Genomic DNA, 22,750 nt, shown 5'->3' on the forward strand with positions numbered 1-22,750 from the left:
AATGCAAAAATAAAAAGGTGGAGCAAAAAATGCATGATCCTAATTTATTTGACGCGCAATATGAATCACCAACATTCACTTTTGGCACAAAATTCGGTCGCCACATTATCCACGAAGAGTTGGGTAGAGGTGGTATGGGTGTTGTACACAAGGCCTTTGATACCCGCTCACAGCAATTTGTCGCTTTAAAAGTAGTTCAGAAAGCACAGGAAACGAAAAGATTTCGTTTAGAATCCGCGGCGATGGCTCAATTAAATCACCCTGGAATTACTAAACTCTATGAGTTTAGCGAAACACCTCGGCCTCATTTTACCATGGAGTACATCGAGGGTTGCACCCTTGCCGACTTGATCAAACAAAGAAATATCAAATCTCTATTTTTAGTAGATGTGATTATCGAAGTATGCAATGCCCTGGCTCACGCCCACCAACACAACATCATACATCGCGATATAAAACCGTCCAATATCATGATTACCAAAGAAGGGCGCACCAAAATTATGGACTTTGGATTGGTGAAGCTAGAAAACCATGGAGGCCTTTCGAGCACAGGTGAAATTATTGGAACTGTTCACTACATGGCCCCAGAACAAGTCAACGGTGAAGCAACTTTTAAAAGCGACATATATTCTGTTGGCGCTACCATGTATGAGGCTTTGACATATCGCCATGTTTACGATGGTGAAAATTTTCAAAATATATTGTTCAATGTTATGCACGAAGACCTTATTTTACCAAGACAACTAAACGAAAGAATTTCACCTGCCTTAGAAGCTATCTGTTTAAAATGTTTGGAAAAACGTCCAGAAAAACGCTATGATAATTTCAAACAATTGGCGCGTGAATTAAAAAATTTCAAAAACAATAGACCTATTATTGCCAAACCCACGAAAAACTGGAACAACGCTAAAATCTTTATGCGAAAACATCGCTCTATGTGTACAGTTATTTTGGCGTTAGTTATTGCAATAGGCGCAACATTTTCGACAACTAAATGGGCACTAAGTACCACAACTTACACGGATAAAGAATACACACAACAAGGAAATATATATAAAGACTCTGGTCAATATCAAAAAGCACTATCGTTTTACAACCAAGCTCTTTTACAAAATCCCGACTACGCAACCGCTTACACGCAAAGAGCCTTGGTGTATATTGATCTAAAGCAGTATAATCAGGCTCTTCGTGATCTAGATAGAGCAAGTACTCTTGAGCCACAACAACCAATCAACTATCAATACCGCGGTTATATCCAAGCAAAGCTAGGGCAATACAAAAGCGCTTTAGACAATTACATGCGCGCAACGATCATCAAACCCAAATATGATATATACATGAGATGCGCTGCGATATATCAAACGCTACAACAATACCAAAATGCGATAGAAAATTTAAACCGCGCCATTGATTTAGATACAACTAGAGTACAAGCATATGGAGCCCGGGGTAGTATTTATCTTATACAGCAAAATTATGAAAAGGCTTTACAAGACTTCCATCAAGTCATTTTATTTAATCCTCAAGACAAAATTGCGTACAACAATCGTGCAAGTATTTACATGCAACTACAACAGTACGAACAAGCTCTCCAAGACTTTAACATGGCGGTATCCATCACTCCCAACGATATGAAAGTGTATTATAACCGTGGCGTTGCGTATCAAAAAATTCATCAATATGCCAAATCTATTGACGACTTCGACACAGTGATACAGCTGCGGCCTAGTTACGTAGAAGCATACGTACGTAAAGCATGGTCACTTTTTGAATTAGACCAACACAATCAGGCCCTCACCAACATAAACCGAGCGATCGCCATGGAACCACAATGGCAATATTACGTCGACCGTAGTTATTTTTACAACCATTTGGGAAGATATAAAGAAGCATTGCGCGACACAAACTCTGCCATAAATATTTCTCCACAAAATTTCTTGTTATATTTACAACGAGGATACCACTATGCTTCCTTACAGCAGCATCAAGCTGCGATTAAAGACTACAACACGGCTATTGCGTTGAACAAAAACAGTATGAAATCATACTACTACAGAGGACTTAGTTATCACAGCCTGAAAAAATATCAACTAGCCTTAGAAGATCTAAGTACCGCCATTTCACTGTCACCAAATACTCATGACATATACTATGACAGAGCGCAGATATACGTTTATTTAAAAGAGCATTACAAGGCCCTGAGTGATTTCAATATATTTATCACAAACAACCCAAATCAACACGAAGCTCTTGCGAGAAGAGGTATGGTCTATTCGCGTTTACAAGAACCACAAAAAGCCCTCAATGATTTGCAGCGAGCGATAGCCCTCAAACCAAATGCAAATAATTATCTGCGCAGAGGACAAGTTTTCTTTGTTTTTCGTCAATACAAACGCGCGATCAAAGATTGGCAAAAAGCCGTATCTTTAGGACACAAAAACTCCGCAGCGATACAAATAAAAATAAATGAGTTAAAACAAAAAATAAAATAAATTGATCTTTAACTTGCGTCCTTAAAAAGGTGTACAAACATCAACAATTTAGACAAAATTTATACCGCAGTTCTTATTAAAGAAACGACTGGTCTTACTTTATCGTAGGTTTCACTATGCAAAATCAACACAATCAAAATAAAAAGTTCTCGTCCGCAAAAGATGCAAAAATTCCGTCCGATCATTCTGATTTCCCAAACGCAGAGCACAAAGTACCAGACACATCTAATGCCATAGGCGATAGTTTTTTTATTTCTTCTCAAAATCAGAATAATCAGTGTAGTGAACAACATGAACTATCATTTGCTTTAGCTTGCGGTGAAACATTTAGTCGCTACTTTATCCATGAAGAACTGGGTAGAGGTGGCATGGGAATTGTCTACAAAGCTTTTGATAAACAATTACAAAGAGTTGTCGCTTTAAAAATAGTTTTAGAGGCTAGACACAGAGATATCCAGAGATTTCGTTTAGAATCTGCGGCGATGGCACAATTAAATCATCCCGGAATCACCAGTCTCTATGAGTTCGGAGAAACCCCTCGACCACATTTTACGATGGAGTATGTCGATGGTTGCACTCTTGCCGACTTAGTACAACAAAAAAACATCAAACCCCTATTTTTAATAAATGTCCTCACCGAAGTTTGCCAAGCCTTAGCACACGCCCATCAAAAAGGCATTGTACATCGTGATATCAAGCCGTCGAACATCATGTTCACCAAAGAAGGTCAAACAAAAATTATGGACTTTGGATTAGCAAAAGTCCATAATTTTGGTGACAAGGACCTTTCGAAAACCGGAGATATCATTGGCTCCATTCACTATATGGCTCCAGAACAAATCAATGGAAAAGCAAACGCACAAAGTGATATATATTCCTTTGGCGCAACTATGTACGAGGCTCTCACCTACCAATGCGTTCATGATGGTGATAGTTTCCAAAACATATTGTTTGACATATTAAATAAAACCCCTATTTTACCACGACAAATAAATCCAAAAATTTCACCGTACTTAGAAGCCATATGTTTAAAATGTTTAGAGAAAAAACCGCAAGAACGCTATGAAAACTTCAAACAATTAGTGCGCGAGTTCAAGAATCTCAAAAATAATAGACCCATTATGGCAAAACCTCATACCGCTTGGGATGGTATGAAAATTTTTGCCCAGCGCTATGGTTTCATTTGTGCAGGTATTCTTACCTTGGTTACTGCGGTATTGGCAACATTTATGATTACCCAATGGGCGCTAAATATCCCAAAACACGAAGTATACGCAAAAGAAGCCTCCATATACAAGGAATCTGGTCAATACCAAAAAGCCCTTGTCTTCTATAGTAAAGCGCTTGCCCAAAATCCAAATTATGCCCTTGCCTATAGGGAAAGAGCGTTTGTTCGCATTAACCAAAAAGACTATTACCCGGCTCTTACCGATATAAATAAAGCAATTCATTTGGAAAAACAAAATCCTATTAACTTTCAAATACAAGGCTACGCCCATGTTAAGCTAGGTCAATACCAAAAGGCCTTGGATAGTTTTACACACGCACTGCTCATCAAACCAACATATATCCTATACATAAGGCGTAGCGAGGCCTATACAGCTTTACGGCAATACGAAAAAGCAGTGGAAGATTTAAATATGGCCATTACTATCGATGCAAATCGAACATCGGCGTATGGCAGCAGAGGTAATATTTATTTAGCGTTAAGGAATTACAAAAGAGCTTTACAAGACTTCGATCAGGTAATTTCCATGAACCCGAATGATGATATTGCATACAACAATCGCGCAACTCTTTATACGCAACTAAAACAGTATGACAAAGCCCTTCGCGACTTAGATATCGCAGCTTCGATCAATCCCAAAGATGTAAAAATATACTACAATCGCGGACTCTTATATCGAAAAATTCACTTATACGAAAAATCGATTGAGCCTTTGAGCCAAGCAATACGTTTGCAACCTAACTATGCAAATGCTTATAGCGTTAGAGCGCGATCGTTTTACCAACTTCGCAGATATAGAGAGGCCATGAAGGACATAAACAAAGCGATATCGATCACTCCCTACTGGAACTATTACCTTCACCGAAGCAATTTTTATAGCGATTTCGGCAAACATCAAGAAGCATTACGCGACTTAAATCGTGCGATAAAGCTATCCCCTAAAAATCACCTACTGTATACAAGACGGGGATATCAATACGCTTTTCTACAAAAGCACGATATTGCCATCCAAAACTACAATACCGCTATTTCTCTTAACAGGAAAAATGTCGACGCGTACTACTACAAAGCACTCAGTTATGCCACGCAAAAAAAATATCAATTGGCCTTAGAAGACTTAAGCAGGGCAATGTATCTTTCCCCGCGCAACTACCAGATTCGTCATAGTAGAGGAGAATTGTATCTATCATTGAAAAAATATCACAAAGCTTTGAATGACTTCAATGAATGCGTTAAAAAAATTCCCAATAACTACAAATCTCTTGCAAAGAGAGGTGTCGTATATGCACATCTTAAAAAACCGCAAAAAGCGATGAGTGACTTACAACAAGCAATAGATCTCAATCCAGATTACCCAAACAGCTATGTTTGCAGAGGAGAAGTTTTCCGTACCTTGCGTCAATATAAATTAGCAATTCAAGATTGGAAAAAAGCTCTTTCTCTTGGCTACGGAGACCAAGCAGGAATAAAAAAACAAATAAAAGAACTACAGCAAAAAATGAAATAAAACTTCTTAAATTCAACGGAAGGGCATGCCATGAGATTCCAAACTATTTTCGTCATACTACTGACCTGTTTTCTATGTTGTTGTGGAGGAAGTAGACCTTTTGTATTTACAAGCGCTACACAAATGGCTGATCTATACATGCAGGGACAAATTACCGATCAACACGACAATCGTTGGGAAATTTGGATTGTTCCCGGAATATGCCCCATGTTGGAATACAGCAAAGAAAGTTGGGAAGACACCGCAGAAATTTTAGAGGTGTATACCACGAAAGAATTTTGGGAAGACTGCGCAGAGTGGAACAGCGATTCACTCAAGTTTGCCCGCGACAGCTTTACCAAATATTTAATCGAAGGTATAGGTGAGGACTATGCACAGGCAAGTAGTAATATTAGCGCAAACGTGCGCGAAACCCCTTTTGGTTGGATGCCACGGATTATAGGCAACGCACTATGGGGATATTTATTCGTTCCCACAATGCGTGTTGCGACAGCCCCCATTGGAATTGCCGGAGGTTTAGTCGGTTCGGTTGTTTTTCCCGTTGGGCAAACGATTCTTCCCGTACCTGTGGCCATTGGTTACGCGACGATCAATGGCGTTTTAGTTCCCGTATCGGGAATTGCCGCACATCAATTCATCTATCTTTTTGCAATACCAAATCGCGAACCCAGTCCAGAGCATGATCGTCGTTTTGGTTTGTATATTATCAATAACGATCGCAAAGACGCAGCCCCCGGAGAAATCATCATCGAAAGTGAATCCGAGCATAACCAACCGATCAAACAGAAAGAGGAGCACGAAAAACCACAAGTACGAAAGACACTCGATAAAATGTATTTACAAAAGTTAGCAGCAGAGTACATAGCATTGCGCCAATTGACAGATATCTACTTACAAAAACAAAAACAATTACAAAGTTCACACTTTTCTATCCACATGAATGAAAGCTCTCTATCGAAAGTGTCGCATCGTTTTTCGCACCAAACATATCTATACTACAAAAGTACATTTGCGAAAGATTTTCGAGAAATGTGGCGCGAGGCTTATGAAGATTTGCCAAACAGACAAAGTTTAGCTCTACCTGTGGACAAAGCATTCACTGATTTTTGCCAAAATGTGGTCGAGCGTATTGGTTTTTATAGAAAAGATTAGTATTTTGGAACAACTATTATTAAGCGATGCTCAAGTATAGATATTTACTAGTATGCGATTATACTTAAGCATCGCTTCATAATAGTAAAACTACTTAGGTCTTGCAACAGAATACATTTCGCGCGCGATACGGTTCGCCAACCCATTGCGATATATATTAAAATGATCCCCGCCTTCAATGTACTGAATCACAGCATCACTTTTTAATTCCTTCAACACTTCTTCCAGTAAAACGACCGCTTCGTTTAGGTGAAACGTATCTTCTGTTCCAATGATGATACGTATTTTTCCATGCAATTTGGGTCCCAACTTCTCCCAGTTTTTGCGTAGTACAACTGCGATATCGTATTTCTCCCAAGACTTTTGCACAACAGGATCAATAATTCCCGTATCGCGACAGAAAAGAGGCATCGGTTGCCCATCTTTTCCCTTGGGGCTAAACACCGCTTCAAAAGAAGCAAATTGTCCACCAAAACGTCCAAAAGCTCTCTCTTGAATGACAAATTGCTTTAAAGACATCACCTCTCGTCCGCCAAAGCGCACCAAGTTGTAATCTTTCCCTTGTTCGTTTTTATACATATTTCTCGGAGGATAATGACTTAAGTCTGGTCCTGTGAAGTTACGAAAATCAACAGGATCAGGAGCCGTAGACCACACACCCCCAAAAAAATCAGGATGCGTAATCATAATCCACAGCGTCGACCAACCTCCCGAAGAATGGCCCGTTAACAAGCGTCCCTGTGGCCGCGCGTCCATGCGAAATTTACTCTCTAAATGTGGAATGAACTCTTCAACAAGTGCTGTTCCCCATGGACCATTGTTGGCAGAATCGGCAAAAACATGATGTCCCAGGGGGCAATGTCCGTTTAGAAAAACATAAATCATCTCCGGACGTTCACCACTTTTCATTTCCTTGGTAAACTGTCGCATATTGCGTATAGGATGTAAATGGTCGCCTCCAAAGCCGTGAACGTCATAAACGACCGGATATTTACGATCTCCCTTCTTGTAAGACGGTGGCAACATGACACTGGCTTGCATGTTGACGCTACGTCCCCAAAATTTAGATAAATTTTTGCTTTCCATTTTCACGACATTAACATTCAGCGGCAGCGAAACTTTTTTGTATGGAGCGACCTTCTTTAATGACAGCGCAACGTTTTGCATCGGTATCGTAAATCGCACAACATCACTATATAAATCCCCACCATCCATATTGAAATGATAACTAAAGTTCCAGTCGTCGTCTAAAACGGCCATTGCCTGGTACTCACCTGCGGGAAGAGAGGAAAGCATCTGTGGGGAACACACCGCATTACTATGAAGTTGTGCACCACGACCTTTGCCAAGATGACTTACCTCTGTCGCGGCGACATATACAGACCTAGGGTTCATAAAATTGGGACGTATGATGTCTAGTGAACGCTTACTATTACTCACTAAAACAAAAAGACGTCCGGAAAAGGTTTTGTTGTTTTTGGTGAGCGATGGGTCGACATCGATTTTAAAAGACACATTTTCGCCAAAAATGCCCAATGGTAAAAAAAGAAATATTAGTAATATTTTGTTTAATTGTGTACCAAGAACTCTCATTGTTTTTATCCTTTTGTTATAACTACCTTTTCACCTAACGTGACAACCACATTTTCATTGTCCGCGTAACGGTTTCCGACGCGTCTTGTTGCACAAAATGACTAGAGTCAGGTACCGTGACCAGTGTTAGATCTTTTTCTAACCACAACCATGTGTCATTCAAGGCCCCAGGAAGTAATGCCCAATCTTTTAAACCATGGATCATAAGTACCGAACATTTTACCTTCGGAAACTCTCTTGTCGCGTACGGTTCACGCGGATAATTTGCTTTATAATAGTTGGCCATCGCTTCAAAGCTAGAGCGCTTAAACGCTTCCACATACACTTTCTTTACCTCAGGGTCTTTTACCCAATAAGATAATCGCTCAATACTTAAAGACTTCGCACCTAGTTGTTGTATTTTTCGTGCGTACTCGCTATTTTTGTGCTGCTGTGGATTATTTTTTAATTCACGGATAATTCCATTCGGATGTGGAAGATTACAAATGATTAGTTTTTCCACTATTTGTGGATAAAACATCGCCAAACTCCACGAAATAGAACCGCCCCAGTCATGACCAATGATAAGCGCTTTTTCGCGTTTTTCATTGCGAATGACCGCAACGATATCGCTCGTTAGCAATTCCATTGTGTATTGTTCAACACCTTTAGGTGCGTCACTTTTATTGTATCCGCGAAGATCTACAGCAACAACGCGATAATTTTTAGAGAGCGCTTGCATCTGATCACGCCACGTATACCAAAAATCGGGAAAACCGTGAATCATTACCGCAAGAGGACCTTCACCTAAAGACACGTAGTGAATCTTCACCCCGTTATTGTCCGCATAATGATGTTCCACTAAATCGCGAATATCACTCTTCGCTTCCGTTTTGGTATCTTGCGCCCAACAAACACTCGCAAATAGTACTAGAAATAAACACACACGTAACATAAAAAACTCCTAATAAAATTCCAGAAGAAAGCTTTATACAGTTCTTTTTTGCAATAAAGAAACCATCATGATAATAACAAATCCAATAACGGTTAGAGGAACGACAGGTAAAAATCCATACGCATAGCTTTTGGGAATAAATCCAAACAAGTACATCACAAATAAACCTTCACTGCACAGAATAGACGCAATACATGCCGCCGCAGTAGTTTTTTTCCAATAAAAAGCACAAACTACAGTGGGAAACAACATCGCGAGTCCCGTGAAAGCTTGTTTCACAATGGCAAAAATAGTACCTGGGGGGTTGTAGGCAATTGCTAAACCAAAAACAGCGAGAACAACAACGAGTATTTTCCCCAGAAAAACCTGCTCTTTCATAGAGGCATCAGGTTTTATAAACACCAAATAAATGTCACGTGTAATCATGGAACTAAGTGCCAACAATTGTGAATCAAGTGTCGACATAAACGCCGCTACGGCACCTAACAAAATAGTAATCGCTAACCATGAAGGAAAATAGGAAGAATTGAGCATTTGCGGCAAAATATTGTCAGACCCTTGTTTGTCTAAGCCGGGAAAATCCATGTGTCCCCAAACACCAATTGCCACAGGGCATATAAATAAAATGGCCGTTACGATCGGATAGAGCGTTGCCGAAGCTTTCAATGACTTTGGAGAGCGACAGATAAAAAATCGCATGAACATTTGCGGGAACATCGGAACACTCAACAAAAACAACAACGAAAAGCTAAACCATATTTTCGGTGTAAAATACCCACCTTTTCCGGCACGCGAAAACAATTCCGGTTGCAACTCGTACGCTTTGCGATTTGCCTCGGCGATTCCTCCGAATTGATGGGCAATCACAAGCATCGCCGTAACGATACACGCAAACATCACCACTCCCTGGAAGACATCAGTCCACGCCACACTGCGCATACCACCCCAAAAAACATAAAACACAATAAAAAACGTCAGCAAGACGGCCCCGAGAAAATACGGTATTTGTCCACCGCTAATCGTATAGAGAATCTTTCCCGCACCAATCGGTTGAATCGCAATATATGGCAAAGTAAAAACAATCATCACACTTAAAAATACAAAACGCAGCCATTTACTGTGGAGTAATTCTCCTATCATTTCCGGTGGCGTAATGAAGTTGTTTTCGCTACTAATTTTCCATGTCTTATGACCAATAAAATAAAAAGAAAATGCCACCACAGCTGTAGAAAAAGACATCATCGCATAGTAACTATAACCAATGCGATATCCCGCTCCGGCGAACCCTAAAAAAAAGAACGCGCTAAAATTCGTGGCAATCAGGGTAAAAAACATCGCCGTAACCCCAACACTTCTTCCCGCTAAGAAATAATCTTGCGGCGTATCTTGAGCTGCACGATGTCCGTAAATACTTATCAAAAACGTACCCAGTACGTAAATACCAATCACAGTAAAAGCGGCGATCATTGGTCTTCCTGCCAAAATTTCATCGAAAATAGTCCGATTGCAACGGCAAGCGCCAACTGCAAAACAAAAAAATACGTCACCACCTTAGGAAATCCCAAGATAGAAAACTGTCCTTCATCGGACCAATTCCAATAGTCCTGCGACAAAAAAAGAATCCCTGCAAAAACGACTACCAATCTCAATTTCATACAACTTCTCCGCTATTCTTATAGAGATGCACGTCTTAATTACAAAAAATAAACAACAGGTAACAGTGCTCCGATCAAAAAAACCAAGCAACCCTTTGCTTGTGGAAAACGCTCGGGAAATTCTTGTTGTAGCGACGACAAGTAACTATCGATAAACTCTTTTGCCTCCGCAAGGCCTACACCCGTAGTTTCACGATATGCCTTAATCGCTTCAATTTTCTTACCTTCTTCTAGGCATGCCGTAATTTCTTGTAATTGTTCGTCTGTTAACTTTTCTTTCGACATAGTTGATTACTTTCATTTCTCAAAACTTGCGGTATTAAAATTTTGCAACTGTCTAATGTAATCGTAAAAAAGTTTTTCCGCTTGTTTTTCGTTTGTTTTAAAAAGCTGTTGTAAATTTTGTACGTTGATTTTGTTTTTAACTTCAGGAAAGTGTTGTTGTTGCTTTGCGATGATGTAAACGATATAGTTTTTCGTAATTTGATGAAGAGCATCCGATGCATCTTCGACTTCACGTAGTTTTATAGCGTCTTCCAGAAGTGTCAGTGCTTTTACGAGATGCTCCCAGTTCTCCACTCTTTTTTCTTTGGTGAGACGATTCTTATACATTTGTCCCGTCAAATCTACATACTGCAATCGAGCGATGGATTGATGTTGAATCGTAACGATTTGATGAAAATTATGTTTGCGTTGTAAATCAATCACTTCTCCTAAAGTATAAAAGCTCTCCAAATACTGTATCTCTATTTCCTGTTGTTTTTTTTCGCTGGGCAATTGTGCATTTTCATAAGTCAACAACCATGCATAGCGCAAGTGTTCTAATCCTTTACGCGATAGAAAACCACTATAAATACGTGGATGTAACGGTTTGACCAAAATGCGAATCTCGTTTGCAATGGCTAAAATTTCTTGCAAATACCACTTACGTTTTCTTTGTATCGCACGAACCTTGAGCTTCTTCTCCGAGACATTTGTCTTTTCTTTGGACAAAATTACTGCCTTTTCATGCCAATATACTTCTAGGGTAGTATATACAATAACGGCCAATGTCCAAAGTCGTGTAAAATCTTTAGGTCTTGAACGATTAGGAGCCCACTTTTGTACAACGAGTTCCAATAATTCTATTTGTTCATCCTTACTTTTACCAATAGTATCGAGAAGCAATAAGCTACCTTCGGCCAAATTGATTTGGTCGGCAATATATTCGCGCTGGTCGATTTCGCGATCCACTTTTCCTTGTGGAGCCTTCTGCAACGTCTTTTGCCAAAGCTGTAGCATTTCCAGCTTATCTTGCAAATTTTGCCGGTCATCTCGACCAATGGTCCCCATTTCCTTAACCGACTTTAAGTGATCCACCTCATAATTCGCAAACTGAGAATTACCGAAATTACTGTCTGCGGTCAACCATTCAAACTTTGCATTTATTTGCCGTAATTTATTCGCAAAAATTTGATTTGTTTTCCTATGGTGACTCTCTGCTGTTGGCCCCGAAAAAACCTTTACCATTGCAATAGAAAACAACGTCAAAACAGCGAAAAAAACACATGCAATTGCTGCCTGGCGCAGCCTTCGTGGGATACGCGGAAGAGAAAACTTTTTGTGCCCGTTCATGTAATTTTTCAACGCTTGCTCTAACTCTTCTATATTGCGATAACGCTTTTCTTTATCGTGCTCCAAAGCTTTATGGATAATTTTTTCTAGACTACGTGAAATTTTGGGACGCAACACCGCAATATTTTGCGGTTTTTTTCCGGTGCGCAAATCGTTAACGATATGAACAAAGTCTCCCTCATAAGGAGCTTTTTTAGCGATAACGTGGTATAAAATAGCCCCCAGAGAATATACATCGCTTTGCGCATCCACACGTTTAAAATCGACGGCTTGCTCCGGTGCCATATACGCGGGTGTTCCCGCAACAATCCCCGAAGCAGAAAGAGAACTATCTTTACTAATATCTTTCGCCAGTCCAAAATCCAAGACAACCGCTTTGCCTTCGTCATTGATCATGATATTGCTTGGTTTCAAATCGCGATGCACAATTCCTCGTTCATGGGCATGGCGCATTGCCGCAACGATTTGTAAAACGATTTCAAGAGCATCTTCATCGCGATCGTGTTCTTCGCGGATATAATTCGACAGCGTTTGACCTTCGATAAGCTCCATCACGATATAATGTACGCTTGGTTCGCAACCGTAATCGCACACGGTAACGATACCTGGGTGATTCAAAGCCTCCACAACTTTCGCTTCACGGTAAAATCGATCTACGCGTCGATTTTCATTGCTATCAACGAATATCAACTTCATCGCGGCATGGCGTTTATTTTTTTCATCAAAAACCCTATAAACAACGCCCATACCACCGCGCCCCAACTCTTCTTCCAGAGTGTAATGCGCCAACTTTTGGTTGTTCAACAACCTCTGTTCCGTCAATAAAATAGAAACCTGTTCGGTGCTGAGAAGTTCTTGTTCCTCGCAAATTTTTCCAAATAAAGTATCAGAACTTTCATCTCCGCGATCGCGTCGTCGTTGTTGTATTTGAAGAATAGTGGTAATTTCATCCTGATTAATCCAGCGGCGATGAACGGCGAGAGTCCCTATTTTTGATATATCTTGAGGTACCGAAGACATGAGAAATCCTAATATCTAAAGTTTGTACAAACAATATTGTTACCAAGAATTTTTATTATACAATTTCCCACCATGAGGAAGGTAAAATTTTTCGCACATATGTCATTTAAATTTTCATTAACGATGGGGACGCGAGGAAAAGAAACCATTAAACGGTTTACTTCTAAGTTGTGGATAAGAGCGATATCGTTTGTTTTTCTTTACTTTCGACGAGCAATCTGAGTTAATATAGTTATTATATACAAATAAATAGCTATAAAAACGGAGTCGCCAAAATGGATAATAAACATGCAGAAGCGCTTTCAAAAATTTCTACGCAATGGACAACAATAGAAAGTATTCTCGAACAAGACGGTCCCAAAATGTTAGGAGAATATCTTGCGACAAAATACTGCGATGCTCTTGCCAAAAAGTTGGTTCAATATCGTAGCCGACTCAACCTACTGGATGCACACTCCATTGTCTCTGACATTCTCTATGAATTTATAAAAAACGATTATAAAAACATGCATACACTGAGTCGCGACCGAGGTCACTTACGCGGTCTATTTTTTACCATCATTAAACGCAAACTTTCCAAGTTACACAGCAAAAAACTTCCCGAGTCGTGGCCGGAGCTAGCAGACCAAGCAAGTGATGACACCAATCGTTTTGTTTCCATTTCCTGTGATTTAGAAGACGCTTTACAAAAGATGCAAGACAATAGACCTCTTCTTTACCAACCGTTTGTCAGCCACTACCTCGAAGGAAAAAAAATCTCGGAAATAGCCCAACAAATGAATCTCACTGTGGACGCGGTAAAAAAACGTTTACAATCTTCGCGTAAAGTCCTAGCGGAGTATTTAGATTCTTATCAAGAAAAACCATCGTAATAGAATTGTATATTGTTAAGGGCTCTGTAAAATACAGAGTAAAAGGTGTGTGGAATATCAACAGATATTCATAAAGCGAAAGAGTGCCCTGGAGCGATTTTTTTGGCCAGGGCATTTGGAAAATTCTTTAACTCTTTGAAAAGCCACTTAGGTAATCTTTTTGCACTTCACCGATGTGTTTACTTACCATCTCGTCAGATTGTTCGAGTGAAATACCATAACCTTCTCGGACAATACTATCATATAACGCAATGGTAATTCCCACAACAGTGTCCATAATACGATTAAATGATGCAGATGCCTCCACACCTTTTTCTGGACCAAGCGCTGCTATAACTTTTCTTAGAAATAGCTCTTCAAACCTATTGCCAATCGCCACCATATATTGATTGTACACGCGACGTTGAACATGGTAAAAAGCTATTCTTACCTGAATGTCCCAAAACAGCTCCTCGTCATCTATTTTAAAGAGGTCAAGATACCAATTTCCCAAAGTTTTTTCTCTTTGAGTTCTTTCATTCGCCGTAAAAACAGCTGCTGTTTGTGGCTGTCCAAATAGAATATCGTAAAAACTCGTGACAAATTCATCTTTCCATGCACTGGTTTCTGTTGCAATTCCTCTGAGTACATCAAAATCATCTTGTGTCACACCGGTTAAGGCACGTATCGTTTTCATTGTAGCCAAAAAACGTTCTCTAAGAGTACTGTATCCTTTATTTTCGCTCACAGATAAATCTCCTATTATTGTATTTATTTGAACCTAAATAGATATTGTGTGGTTAATCATCCATATTGGTTTTTTACGTAAATGCAAAAGCTGTTCCAATATGAAAATTTACATGCGTTAAGTAGCGCATTTACAAACAGACATCCCCGCAAATATAAGAAAACCACAGAAAACGATATTTTGAGAAAAATATTCTACATACACAAATAACCACAAACGATCCCTAGCACTGTTAAGCACAACATAACTTCATTAACAATCAAAAAAATAGAGATCGAATAAAAAACTTTACATAAAAAATTTTTTTTTACGTCACCTTCTCAAAAATCATCGCCAATACATTGGTGAAAGCAAAAATAACAACTAAAAAACAAATAACAGAAAGGCACCAACATGAAAACTTTCATCACTCTAATACTAATTGTTAACACAACTCTTTTTGCACAAACCTTCGCCACAAATGCAAGTTGCAAAGAAAAACTTCCCGGAAGAACAAACGTCACCGCTTTTTCACCTAGCGGAAATCTTTTTGCCACTGCTTCCAAAATGGGGACGGGATATTCACGAATCACTATTTGGCAAAACAAAAAGGCCATTCAAAATATGGAAACCTTCGGCAAAGTTACCGCGGTGGTTTTTTCTGACGAAAACACACTTGTTACCGCAGACAATAGTCCACATGTATGCGTTTGGAATCTAAAAGATGGTAAGAGAATACACAAAATGAAAGCAAAAAAATACACAGGAGAACTACATTGCTTGAGTGTTCATGGAAATAGAGCTGTCACCGGCAACGCATACTACAGCATTAATATTTGGGATTTGAAAAACGGCAAGGAATTGCAAAGTATCGACCTGGAAGATGCGGTCAGAGGAGTGGCGTACTCTAAAGATGGTGCAAAAATCGCAATCGCCGGAGGCAAAGACAAAGTAGCCACACTGGATGTCGCTTCAGGAAAAATAACCCGTCTTGCCGCAGCAGACGTAAAAGTAGGACGCGCTGTTGCCTTTTCACCGGATGGCAAACTAATGGCGGCAGGCTATCTCACAAAATCAGGTAATCATACCGTAACCATTTGGGATACCACCACATGGAAACCCGTTTGTAGCACACTAAACCACAAAGCGTACATCAACAGTGTTGCCTTTGGCCCGCAAAGTAAACGACTCGCTTCAGGAGCTAACGAAGATGGACTTATCATTACCGATACCAAAACAGGAAAAGCTTTACAAACACTACATGTCGGAGAAAGATATTATGTGCAATCTCTAGATTTTTCGACACAAGGTAATGTGGTTGCAGCAAGCTCTGACTTTCATGCCTATGTTTGGGAACCAGCAAAATAAATTACGCAAAAAAAAGAGCAAGTAAAAACACTTGCTCTTTTTTTATTTAAAGACAAAGTTGCGAAACTTTGGTTTACGCGTGGCCTTCCAATAATCGACAGTCCCTTGTGGCCACAGAGCGATAATCTTGCCATCAGAATTCTGATACCAACTTTTACAGTCAGACCATACCGTTCCCGCAAAATGCGCATGCAACTCTTCGTCGTGCTTTTTCATTGCCTGCTCTTTGACGTCAATATATTTTCTTTTCCCCAGCTTTTTCATGCACTGTAAGATATAATTCACCTGACTTTCAATCATAAAAATAATAGAATTGTGTCCAAGGCCGGTATTTGGTCCCAATAACATAAAAAAATTGGGAAAACCGCTGACAGTAATACCAAAGTAAGAAATGGGACGGCTTTGCCAGACATCTTGTAGTTTTTTGCCATCAAGCCCCACGATATCAAAATTCATAAATTTATCGACCTGAAATCCCGTAGCAAAAACAATCACATCGACAGGTAGTTTTTTCTCATCTTCAGTGACAATCTCGTTTGCGGTCACATGTTGTATTCCAGGGGTTATCACCGCGACATTTTCTCTAGTAAGCGCCGGATAAAAATCATCCGACAAAAGAACGCGTTTACACCCCATTGCATATTGCGGTGTTAATTTCTTTTGCAATTCTTCGTCCGTAATATATTTCTTCATGTTTTTCAATGCTAAGTACGTTTCTTTAGAGTTTTCCGCGCTACCGCGTTGGAAAAATTTAAATCGTCCTTCCATAAACCAGTAAATTCTCCAACGCAGTAAACGCATCCGCCATGCACTTTTGCGAAACTTTTGCTTTTCTTCTTCGCTATATGCACGATCAAAACGCGGTAAAATATAATTCGCGGTGCGTTGGAACATGTACAATTTTTTTACTTTTTCGGCGATCGCGGGTACAATTTGTACAGCGCTTGCCGCACTTCCCACAACGGCAACATTTTTATTCTCTAGTTCGCAACTGTGATCCCAACGTGCAGAGTGAAATGAACTTCCGGTAAAATCATCGATACCTTTAATGTCAGGGAGAAAAGGTATCGTCAATGCGCCTGCGGCACTCACAAAAAATCGTGCCAAAATTTCTTCACCACTTGCCGTGTGGATTTGCCACAAAGCGCGCTCGCCATCAAACACCGCAGAGACAATTTCCGTTTGCAGTTGGAGATGCGACGCAATTCCGTATTTTTCAATACATTTTTCAAAATATGCTTTGATTTCCGGTTGTGGAGAAAAGACGCGCGACCACTCAGGATTTAGTTCAAAAGAGTAACAATACAAATGCGAAGGAACATCACACGCCGCCCCAGGATAGGTATTGTCGTGCCATGTACCGCTAATACCACCACTTTTTTCAAATATCTTAAAATTGTTTACTTTCGCTTGTTTGAGCTTAATCCCCATACAAATACCAGAACACCCCGCACCAACAATAGCAACATCAAGAACGCAAGACATGTTAACACCTCATGTAAGAAAGAAAAATGAATGCGTAAAATGATATCATAATTCTCAATAAACGAAAATTTTTTTTACACACAACAACAGTGCATTCGTTAACACCAACTTAACACTACACAAAAAAACTTAAACCACTAACAGAAAGTAACTTAAGAACTTTACATTCTAAAAAATCTTTATCCGGTAAGAAATTTGCAGAAAAACACATATCATTTTAGGAGAAATCATATGTTTATCAAAAAAATACATTTTGTTGCGCTTGTTATGGGTTTAAGTTTTTTATTGGTGGCGTGTAACCCCAAAACCAATACAAACAATGAAACGCAAAATGAACAAAACCAGCAAGCACAACAAACCCAAGAAAAAGAAAATAAAGAAGATAAAACAAATAAAGAAGACAAAACAAAGTATATGGATTTATTTGTCGACTATACCACATGGAAATCGAGTATTAAAATCAACAAAGGCAAACTATATTACACATCTACGGAGTACGAGTATAGCAACCCTGTATCGGGTACACCTTCGGACTCTAGAGTTCATACTCACATAGATGGCAAAGAACTTTCAGCAAAAGATTTACAAATGATCACCGAGAAAATTATGGCGAGTAAATTCATGTCTCTAGAAAAAAATACTTACGGGGCAGACGAAAATCAACGTTACTACCCATATATGATCAAGGTAAAGTGGAATGGTCAAGAAAAAGAGGTGCATTTTCGCAGCAATCCCCAAGCAGAAAAAGCCCCGCAAGCTTTTAAAACTTTGGGCGATGAGTTGAGAAAATTTGTGGAAGGAAAATAATCGTGGAAGAACTGGTTGAGCTAGACTGCGATTCTCCTATATGGGATCGCTTTTATACTGTAAACCCTCTCGTATTGATTGGAAGCAAAGAAGAGGAAAGTTACAACTTAGCACCAAAGCATATGGCCACAGCGCTTGGTTGGGAAAACTACTTTGGTTTCGTGTGTACTCCTGATCATCAAACTTACCAAAACATAAAGGAGCATCGAGTATTTACCGTAAGCTACCCTCGCGCTCAACAAACCGTTTTGGCAAGTCTGGCAGCAACCTGCCGCTGTGAAAAAACAGGAGAAAAACCCATTGTATGTAGTTTACCAACTTTTCCTGCCAAAAAAATAGATGGTGTTTTTATCAAAGACGGTTCTCTGTTTTTTGAATGCACACTGGATCGTTTCATCGACGGGTTTGCAAAAAATAGCTTAATCGTTGGCAAAATAACTGCGGCATATGTTGATCGCGACTATCTACGTTGTTCGGATGATGATGAACAACAAATGGTGTACAAAGCCCCTCTATTGGCATATTTAGATCCAGGACGCTTTGCTGAAATTAAACAAAGTTGTGCATTTCCGTTTCCTGCGGATTTCAGAAAATAGGGGAAAAGATGAATCATGTGGAAAAAATAGCGGCTCACTTGCAGCAATCGCAAAATAAAATGGTGGATTTTTTACAAAAGTTGGCGTGTAGCGAATCTCCCTCGACAGAGCCGCAATCGCAACAAGAAGTTTTTCAAATATTGACAGAAAAACTAGAAGGTATTGGTTTTCGCGTCGAAATTTTGCCCAGTAAAACCACCGGAGGCAATCTTCTCGCTGTGCCAAAAGATTTTGCAGAAGGACAACCATACCAAATGCTCATTGGACACTGCGACACCGTATGGCCCATCGATACCATCAAAGAAATGCCCGTAGAGGTAAAAGACAATATATTGTATGGACCGGGTACATACGATATGAAAGGTGGACTCACGCAAATGCTTTTTGCCTTGGAAACTTTGCGCGATTTACAACTAGATTTAGACGTTGCACCAATGGTTTTCATCAACTCCGATGAAGAAATCGGTAGTGAGGAGTCCACAGAACTCATTGCCAACTACGCAAAAAATGCCGACCGTGTATTTGTCTTAGAGCCATCGCTTGGTGCTGAGGGAAAATTGAAGACTTCGCGAAAGGGCGTCGGGCACTTTCGTGTCAAAGTAAAAGGAAAAGCCGCACATGCTGGTTTAGACCCACAGGCAGGAGTTAGCGCCATTGTCGAGTTGTCGATGATTGTTCAAAAATTGTTTGCCATGAATGACTACGAACGCGGTATCAGTGTTAACGTCGGTATGATTGAAGGTGGTGTACGACCGAATGTTATTGCCCCAGAAAGCTCTGCGGTGATCGATGTGCGTGTCCCCACACCAGAAGATGCGAAAATGGTAGAAGAAGAAATACTCAATTTACAACCATCGCGCGAAGATGTCATTGTGGAAGTAGAAGGACGCATCGGGCGTGCCCCTATGGAACAAACCAAGCGCAACCAAGTACTATGGATGCGGGCGCAACAAGCAGCGCAAGTTTTAGGTATAGAAATAGAACAAGGCTGCGCTGGGGGCGGTTCAGATGGCAACACCACGAGTTTGTATACCGCAACACTAGACGGCCTGGGATGTGTTGGCGATGGCGCACATGCCACTCATGAGCATATACGCATTGACAAATTATGGGAACGCACCGCGTTACTGAGCTTATTACTTTTGGATGCGCCCACGAACAAAAATTAATTTTGATCGCAACGTGCTCACAACGCGACCAAGATTTTATACAAAACTATTTTTTTATACACTGGGCAATAAACTCCGCAATTTCTTTATTGCCCAGTGCTGTCCAGTGATCGTCATAGGTAAAATATAACTTCCGCCCTTTTGCACTTCCCTGGCGTAGCATTGTTGTGGTAGATACGACTTGAAAATTTTCTTGCTCACTTTTCTGCAAAAACGCACGTTCAATGCTGTCCATTTTTTCAAAAAAATGCGTTGCAAATTTGGAGGAAAATGGTGCTTTGATACCTAAATAGCTGTGGATCGCTTCCCATTTATGTTCTGTGATCAGTGGCATAACAACACGCGTCTTGCAAGGTACATAAACATATAAAACTTCGGCTTGCGCTTCCTGTGCCTCTTTTTTAATATCCGCCAGAGCTTTCCATACCACTTTCCAAGCCCTAGAACCAATTATTTTTCTTGGCGCGCGGTACATGTTGTGTATTTTTTTGGCGGAAAAATGATAATAATTCTTCGATGCAGTGGGTACCACTAGCGGCAACCACGAGATAGATTTTAGCTTACAGTAATCACTAGTCCACGGAAAGATACGCCATCTTAAATAATGAGCTAAACGCTTTTTTATTCTACGCCGCAACATACGATCAGACGCATTCGCAAAGGATTTTATTCTGTATTTGCGAAAATCATTGCCCTCGAAAATCATACAAATAACTAACTGGGGTGAAAATTGCCGTATGTACTTTTTTAAGTTATGGTAATAATGCACAGGGTTCGTCGCGGTGACACTGAGATTGTAAATTCTTTTGTCCGTTATATTCTGTAACACTTGTGACCACGTTTCATTGTCGGAAACGCCATATCCTTCGCCAAAAGAATCTCCGATAACCAAGATGTCCGCCGTCTCAGGAATATCGAGATTACGAAAACCATTTTTATCGGTTGTCAAGGTAAAGTGATGTGATGGTACACGAGGAAAATATTTTTGCAAATAGTTCGAACTAGGACGATCCCGAAAAAAACCGCTCGTTTTTTGCGCGGGAATACGGTGTACGACATTACCAGTTTTCTGATAAAAATACGCTGGCAAGGTGGTCAGAAGATACATATACGCGATGAAAGATGTCGCCGCTACAGACAAAGCCAAGATCGTCCACTGCAAACAACATCTTTTTTTGTTGTCGCGCAATGCAATATCCATAACAAAAATAGTTACCAATAAAAAAATCATCTGTGTAGCAAACTTACTCAAAGAGTACATCTCAAAAATGAGATCGTCGTCTTCTGCAAGAATTTCAGCCACATCGCTCGGTATAAGCCACAAAATAACATTGCCACAAATCAAAATAGTCAGCCACCACTTTTTGGTCACGTACATTTCCTTTCTATACATTCGAAAATTTACAATTCCACCACAATATATTGCTTACATACAAAATATTTTCTTGTAGAAGAAAATATTCACACAAACATATTATTATTTTGAAAAAGAGTCAACCGTGAAATTTCAACGAAATACTATGTTTGCTTTCCATTTACGACACATTATCGTACAATATCCCATCTTATCATTCTACACACGAGACTTTCTCCTACCTTTACGCTTAACAGACGTTAACCGCGCAAAAGCTTTATTTTTCAGGAAAAAGTAAAAATAACTACTTTATGGCATATTTATTGCTTTCTTTAACATGTTAAGGTAATTTTCAACAGATTTGGTTCAAGGAGAAAACAAATGAAAACGCGTTTTATTGCGATGGTTTTTTTATGTTTGTTGTATGCAGGTTGCAATAGTAAATTCACGTTCAATGTAGATCCCAAAATCGATGTGGGAGAAAAACAACAAAATTCGGAAAATGAGACTTCTTATGAAGAGGATAATTCCTATGAAACTTCAGGAGAAGACACCTCCTATGAAGACACTTCTGGTGAAGACACCTCCTATGAAGACACTTCTGGGGGAGATACCTCTGGTGAAGACACCTCCTATGAAGACACCTCTGGAGGAGATACATCTGGCGAAGACACTTCTTATGACGACACTTCTGGCGAAGATACTTCTCATGAAGACACCTCTTACGAAGATACCTCTTCCGGAGGAAATCCGTCACGTTCAACGATTACTCCACCACGTCGCACTATTCGACGACCTGTCATCATAAAACGGCCTGTCATCGTAAAATCCCCCACGCGTCTTAAAACAGTACGTACGTATACTCCAGGGGTAGTTGTTTCTTCTCCATTCCCGCAAAAACGTAGAGAGTTTCGCCGCATGAAATCACCAGGTGTTGGCTACGTGTGGATCTCGGGTGAATGGATTTGGAGTTCACGCTGGGTGTGGAAAAAGGGTCATTATGCCAAACCACCACGAGGAAAATCCAAGTGGATTTATGGTAAATGTAGCAAAAGAGGAAATAAATGGTATTGGGTCCGTGGCTATTGGCAATAAAAACACAGTGGTTCAAAAATGTGGTGTTGTAAAATTTACCAAATTCTAGGCATGCCTTTTTATAAAAAAGTTATGCCTAGATTCATTATTTAGTAAAACAATT

18 protein-coding genes are annotated in these 22,750 nt (G+C 39.9%); 9 read left to right on the forward strand and 9 right to left on the reverse strand.

Annotated elements, in window-relative coordinates; translation table 11 throughout:
* Nucleotides 1-29: 29 nt before the first annotated feature.
* From UABAM_RS12730 to UABAM_RS12740, 3 genes are all read left to right on the forward strand, one after another.
* Entirely contained in the window at nt 30-2,492 is a 2,463-nt protein-coding gene (locus UABAM_RS12730; RefSeq protein WP_151968386.1) for a serine/threonine-protein kinase, read from the forward strand.
* Nucleotides 2,493-2,608: 116 nt separating this feature from the next.
* The gene (locus UABAM_RS12735) at nt 2,609-5,227 is read left to right on the forward strand and encodes a serine/threonine-protein kinase (protein WP_151968387.1); all 2,619 of its coding nucleotides are present in this window, start codon (nt 2,609-2,611) and stop codon (nt 5,225-5,227) included.
* A 123-nt stretch (nt 5,228-5,350) separates the two neighbouring features.
* Complete coding sequence (locus tag UABAM_RS12740; protein WP_151968388.1) at nt 5,351-6,379, forward strand: hypothetical protein; 1,029 nt, start codon at nt 5,351-5,353, stop codon at nt 6,377-6,379.
* Between the two features lie 90 nt (nt 6,380-6,469).
* Here UABAM_RS12740 and UABAM_RS12745 read toward each other — a convergent pair whose 3' ends face one another.
* From UABAM_RS12745 to UABAM_RS12770, 6 genes are read right to left on the reverse strand one after another with little or no spacing between them, the layout of a single operon-like run.
* Nucleotides 6,470-7,972 carry an alpha/beta hydrolase gene (locus UABAM_RS12745; RefSeq protein ID WP_151968389.1) on the reverse strand — a complete coding sequence of 501 codons (1,503 nt, stop codon included), beginning with the start codon at nt 7,970-7,972 and terminating at the stop codon, nt 6,470-6,472.
* A 34-nt stretch (nt 7,973-8,006) separates the two neighbouring features.
* Complete coding sequence (locus UABAM_RS12750) at nt 8,007-8,906, reverse strand: alpha/beta fold hydrolase (RefSeq protein ID WP_151968390.1); 900 nt, start codon at nt 8,904-8,906, stop codon at nt 8,007-8,009.
* A 33-nt stretch (nt 8,907-8,939) separates the two neighbouring features.
* Nucleotides 8,940-10,373: a sodium:solute symporter family protein gene (locus UABAM_RS12755; RefSeq protein ID WP_151968391.1), complete on the reverse strand. Its 1,434-nt coding sequence runs from the start codon at nt 10,371-10,373 to the stop codon at nt 8,940-8,942.
* The gene (locus UABAM_RS12760) at nt 10,370-10,561 is read right to left on the reverse strand and encodes a hypothetical protein (protein WP_151968392.1); all 192 of its coding nucleotides are present in this window, start codon (nt 10,559-10,561) and stop codon (nt 10,370-10,372) included. Before UABAM_RS12760 ends, UABAM_RS12755 begins: the two co-directional genes overlap by 4 nt.
* 39 nt (nt 10,562-10,600) lie before the next feature.
* The gene (locus UABAM_RS12765) at nt 10,601-10,846 is read right to left on the reverse strand and encodes a ribosomal protein L7/L12 (protein WP_151968393.1); all 246 of its coding nucleotides are present in this window, start codon (nt 10,844-10,846) and stop codon (nt 10,601-10,603) included.
* Nucleotides 10,847-10,858: 12 nt separating this feature from the next.
* A complete protein-coding gene (locus tag UABAM_RS12770) occupies nt 10,859-13,195 on the reverse strand; it encodes a serine/threonine protein kinase (protein ID WP_151968394.1) in 2,337 nt (778 codons plus the stop codon).
* A 275-nt stretch (nt 13,196-13,470) separates the two neighbouring features.
* Between UABAM_RS12770 and UABAM_RS12775 the strand changes: the two genes are divergently transcribed.
* Nucleotides 13,471-14,067: an RNA polymerase sigma factor gene (locus UABAM_RS12775; protein ID WP_151968395.1), complete on the forward strand. Its 597-nt coding sequence runs from the start codon at nt 13,471-13,473 to the stop codon at nt 14,065-14,067.
* A gap of 127 nt (nt 14,068-14,194) precedes the next feature.
* Here the strand turns inward: UABAM_RS12775 and UABAM_RS12780 are convergent, their stop codons facing one another.
* Nucleotides 14,195-14,794, reverse strand: coding sequence for a protoglobin domain-containing protein (locus tag UABAM_RS12780; RefSeq protein ID WP_151968396.1), 600 nt, complete (start codon nt 14,792-14,794; stop codon nt 14,195-14,197).
* A gap of 393 nt (nt 14,795-15,187) precedes the next feature.
* Here UABAM_RS12780 and UABAM_RS12785 point away from each other — a divergent pair, with 393 nt between their 5' ends.
* Nucleotides 15,188-16,141 carry a WD40 repeat domain-containing protein gene (locus UABAM_RS12785; protein WP_151968397.1) on the forward strand — a complete coding sequence of 318 codons (954 nt, stop codon included), beginning with the start codon at nt 15,188-15,190 and terminating at the stop codon, nt 16,139-16,141.
* 42 nt (nt 16,142-16,183) lie between these two features.
* On the opposite strand, the gene UABAM_RS12790 is transcribed toward UABAM_RS12785, so the two are convergent.
* The gene (locus tag UABAM_RS12790) at nt 16,184-17,626 is read right to left on the reverse strand and encodes a flavin-containing monooxygenase (RefSeq protein WP_151968398.1); all 1,443 of its coding nucleotides are present in this window, start codon (nt 17,624-17,626) and stop codon (nt 16,184-16,186) included.
* A 231-nt stretch (nt 17,627-17,857) separates the two neighbouring features.
* Here UABAM_RS12790 and UABAM_RS12795 point away from each other — a divergent pair, with 231 nt between their 5' ends.
* Genes UABAM_RS12795 through UABAM_RS12805 form a run of 3 tightly spaced genes read left to right on the forward strand, consistent with a single transcriptional unit; the run spans nt 17,858 to nt 20,198 of the window.
* Nucleotides 17,858-18,433 carry a hypothetical protein gene (locus UABAM_RS12795; RefSeq protein ID WP_151968399.1) on the forward strand — a complete coding sequence of 192 codons (576 nt, stop codon included), beginning with the start codon at nt 17,858-17,860 and terminating at the stop codon, nt 18,431-18,433.
* A 2-nt stretch (nt 18,434-18,435) separates the two neighbouring features.
* Entirely contained in the window at nt 18,436-19,029 is a 594-nt protein-coding gene (locus tag UABAM_RS12800) for a flavin reductase family protein (protein WP_261343986.1), read from the forward strand.
* A gap of 8 nt (nt 19,030-19,037) precedes the next feature.
* Nucleotides 19,038-20,198: a M20 family metallopeptidase gene (locus UABAM_RS12805; RefSeq protein WP_151968401.1), complete on the forward strand. Its 1,161-nt coding sequence runs from the start codon at nt 19,038-19,040 to the stop codon at nt 20,196-20,198.
* Between the two features lie 46 nt (nt 20,199-20,244).
* Here UABAM_RS12805 and UABAM_RS12810 read toward each other — a convergent pair whose 3' ends face one another.
* Complete coding sequence (locus tag UABAM_RS12810; RefSeq protein WP_173013285.1) at nt 20,245-21,570, reverse strand: SGNH/GDSL hydrolase family protein; 1,326 nt, start codon at nt 21,568-21,570, stop codon at nt 20,245-20,247.
* A 363-nt stretch (nt 21,571-21,933) separates the two neighbouring features.
* Here UABAM_RS12810 and UABAM_RS12815 point away from each other — a divergent pair, with 363 nt between their 5' ends.
* Nucleotides 21,934-22,647, forward strand: coding sequence for a hypothetical protein (locus UABAM_RS12815; RefSeq protein ID WP_151968403.1), 714 nt, complete (start codon nt 21,934-21,936; stop codon nt 22,645-22,647).
* Nucleotides 22,648-22,750: the final 103 nt, after the last annotated feature.

The sequence above is a fragment of the Candidatus Uabimicrobium amorphum genome (assembly GCF_009002475.1).
GTDB lineage: Bacteria > Planctomycetota > Uabimicrobiia > Uabimicrobiales > Uabimicrobiaceae > Uabimicrobium > Uabimicrobium amorphum.

Excerpts from the sequence above, each read along its gene's own strand:
- UABAM_RS12805 (WP_151968401.1), top strand. The coding sequence starts at position 19,038 with ATGAATCATGTGGAAAAAATAGCGGCTCACTTGCAGCAATCGCAAAAT.
- UABAM_RS12740 (WP_151968388.1), top strand. The coding sequence starts at position 5,351 with ATGGCTGATCTATACATGCAGGGACAAATTACCGATCAACACGACAAT.
- UABAM_RS12765 (WP_151968393.1), bottom strand. The coding sequence starts at position 10,846 with ATGTCGAAAGAAAAGTTAACAGACGAACAATTACAAGAAATTACGGCA.
- UABAM_RS12775 (WP_151968395.1), top strand. The coding sequence starts at position 13,471 with ATGGATAATAAACATGCAGAAGCGCTTTCAAAAATTTCTACGCAATGG.
- UABAM_RS12755 (WP_151968391.1), bottom strand. The coding sequence starts at position 10,373 with ATGATCGCCGCTTTTACTGTGATTGGTATTTACGTACTGGGTACGTTT.
- UABAM_RS12815 (WP_151968403.1), top strand. The coding sequence starts at position 21,934 with ATGAAAACGCGTTTTATTGCGATGGTTTTTTTATGTTTGTTGTATGCA.
- UABAM_RS12730 (WP_151968386.1), top strand. The coding sequence starts at position 30 with ATGCATGATCCTAATTTATTTGACGCGCAATATGAATCACCAACATTC.
- UABAM_RS12785 (WP_151968397.1), top strand. The coding sequence starts at position 15,188 with ATGAAAACTTTCATCACTCTAATACTAATTGTTAACACAACTCTTTTT.
- UABAM_RS12735 (WP_151968387.1), top strand. The coding sequence starts at position 2,609 with ATGCAAAATCAACACAATCAAAATAAAAAGTTCTCGTCCGCAAAAGAT.
- UABAM_RS12795 (WP_151968399.1), top strand. The coding sequence starts at position 17,858 with ATGTTTATCAAAAAAATACATTTTGTTGCGCTTGTTATGGGTTTAAGT.
- UABAM_RS12760 (WP_151968392.1), bottom strand. The coding sequence starts at position 10,561 with ATGAAATTGAGATTGGTAGTCGTTTTTGCAGGGATTCTTTTTTTGTCG.
- UABAM_RS12750 (WP_151968390.1), bottom strand. The coding sequence starts at position 8,906 with ATGTTACGTGTGTGTTTATTTCTAGTACTATTTGCGAGTGTTTGTTGG.
- UABAM_RS12745 (WP_151968389.1), bottom strand. The coding sequence starts at position 7,972 with ATGAGAGTTCTTGGTACACAATTAAACAAAATATTACTAATATTTCTT.
- UABAM_RS12770 (WP_151968394.1), bottom strand. The coding sequence starts at position 13,195 with ATGTCTTCGGTACCTCAAGATATATCAAAAATAGGGACTCTCGCCGTT.
- UABAM_RS12790 (WP_151968398.1), bottom strand. The coding sequence starts at position 17,626 with ATGTCTTGCGTTCTTGATGTTGCTATTGTTGGTGCGGGGTGTTCTGGT.